Source organism: Aquiflexum sp. (assembly GCF_977115555.1).
On sequence record NZ_CDSBKL010000577.1, the window covers coordinates 1 to 1,956 of the forward strand.

The window sequence follows — 1,956 nt, forward strand, 5'->3', positions numbered from 1 at the left end:
ATTGGATTTCTCAGGCAATCTTCCATCTTCCAACTTCGGACTTCCAGCTTCCCAACTTCCAGCTTCCCAACTTCCAAATCCCACTTCCAAATCCCCCCTTCTCAACCCCCAAAAGCCTTCACCTCCCCATCCTCTTCTATGTGTTTGATTCCTTTGACTTTCAAATCCTGAAGGCTGGATTCGTCCCCATCAGTTTCCCCACAGATTACACCTGTAAATGAAAGGACATTGGTGATTTTACAGCCTTTGCTTTCAAGGGTTTGGGCGATTTTCTGAATATTGCCGATTTCATCCTTCTCTATGGAAGCAATGAATTTTGTCGGATGTTTTGCCATTTTATCTGGAGATATTTTAAGTTAAATCACTGTGGACTTTGTACAAGTCCTGCACCTACATCTGTTTGAGGCAATCCTATGGGTCTAGCAGAAGAAACTAGCATATCCCAAATCTGTTTGGGAGTGGCGCTTGGGTTTTTCTCCCACAATTGTGCAGCAACCCCAGACACAAAAGGTGTTGCCATACTCGTACCACTGATGGATATATATTGTTGGGGAGATTTGTACGAACTCATCACCCCAACTCCGGGGCCTGCGATATTCACTTCCCCACCATCCGCATTGATGGCTCCGCAGGAGAAATCCGCTACTTTCAAAAACCTGTCTATGGCTGCCACGGCCATGATAGAAGGGCAGTTGGCAGGGTGGCCGACAGGCTTGATGCTGTTGGAGGAGCGGTTGCTTTCGTTTCCGGCAGCAGCAATGATCAAAGTCCCCTTGGCCATTCCCTGTTTGGCAATGTCTTCATAAATCCTGGAATAGCTTTGTCCAGGCCTGGTAGGCGCACCAAGCGACATGGAGATTACTTTGCAGCCATTGGTCATGGCCCAGTCTAATCCGGCTATGATGCCGCTGTCTGCACCCGAACCGGCATTGGACAGTACTTTTCCGATAAAAATGTTGGACTCAGAGGACACGCCATACCTGCTTTGGTTGGAACCTCTCAGCCCTCCTGCTGCAATTCCCGTACAGTGGGTCCCATGTCCATTGAGGTCATTGACTTCTTCACCGGGAATAAAGGATTTGCTTTGGATTACCCTCGTCTTAAAATCAGGATGATCCAGCAAAAAACCAGTGTCCAAGATGGCAATAGGTATATTCTTCCCTGTATAAGGACTAGTCAAAGCCCTGACAGCCTGAATACCCCAATAGGCGGCCGCGATGTCCGAATAAGAATCCGGGAGTTTGGGATCTACGGGTTTAGGATTGCTGGGTGGGTTAGTGATTGGGGGTTTAGGGCCAAATCCCAATAACCTCAAAAGCCATTGCCAAAATCCTCCTCCTCCAGAGGCTCCGACTTCGGACAAGGCATATACAAAGCGCTCAGGCTCATCATAGAGGAAAATACTTTTTGTTCTGGAGGCTGTCGTCAGGGAATTGATCTCTGCTTCGTGATTTTCATTTATCACCGCAACACCAAAATTCTCAAAAACAATACCGTCCGCTTGGTCAAAAGCTTTGATGTAATCTTCCTGTTTTGACTTAAACTCGCTTGATGGAGCCAGCCTGAGGGAGGCACCTCCTGCCTCTCCTTCTATGTCTTTGAACTTGGCTTTTGGGTCAAGCATGACTAGGCGTTTGCCTGTGTATTCAGGTTTTGATGCGAGTACTTCCGGTTGATCTGACATGGCTATAGATTTGAAAAGTGAACAGAATTAAAAACAAACCTAATTTACAAAAAAAATATTATAATATTGATAATCAGGGGTATAATTGAAATGAAAGGTATTGGATTTCATTTTTCCGCAAAGGACCCAAAGGTATCTCAATGAGTTGCAAAGGGAGAATCGGTAAGAATAATTTACTCCGAAACTCACAGATTGCTCAGAGAAAAATGAAAATGTTTCACGCAGAGATAAAAGAGCAAAGCCTCTAAGAAATTCACCTTGTGTTCTTGGCG

3 protein-coding genes are annotated in these 1,956 nt (G+C 45.6%); all 3 read right to left on the reverse strand.

Translation table 11 applies throughout. From position 1 onward, the window contains the following. Window positions 1-101: 101 nt before the first annotated feature. Entirely contained in the window at window positions 102-335 is a 234-nt protein-coding gene (locus tag ACZFYI_RS19740; RefSeq protein ID WP_462525834.1) for a hypothetical protein, read from the reverse strand. Between the two features lie 26 nt (window positions 336-361). Beyond that, complete coding sequence (locus ACZFYI_RS19745) at window positions 362-1,684, reverse strand: S8 family serine peptidase (RefSeq protein WP_462525835.1); 1,323 nt, start codon at window positions 1,682-1,684, stop codon at window positions 362-364. Window positions 1,685-1,723: 39 nt separating this feature from the next. Further along, the coding region (locus ACZFYI_RS19750; protein WP_462525836.1) for a hypothetical protein at window positions 1,724-1,956 on the reverse strand (233 nt) is incomplete at its 5' end.

Excerpts from the sequence above, each read along its gene's own strand:
- ACZFYI_RS19740 (WP_462525834.1), bottom strand. The coding sequence starts at position 335 with ATGGCAAAACATCCGACAAAATTCATTGCTTCCATAGAGAAGGATGAA.
- ACZFYI_RS19745 (WP_462525835.1), bottom strand. The coding sequence starts at position 1,684 with ATGTCAGATCAACCGGAAGTACTCGCATCAAAACCTGAATACACAGGC.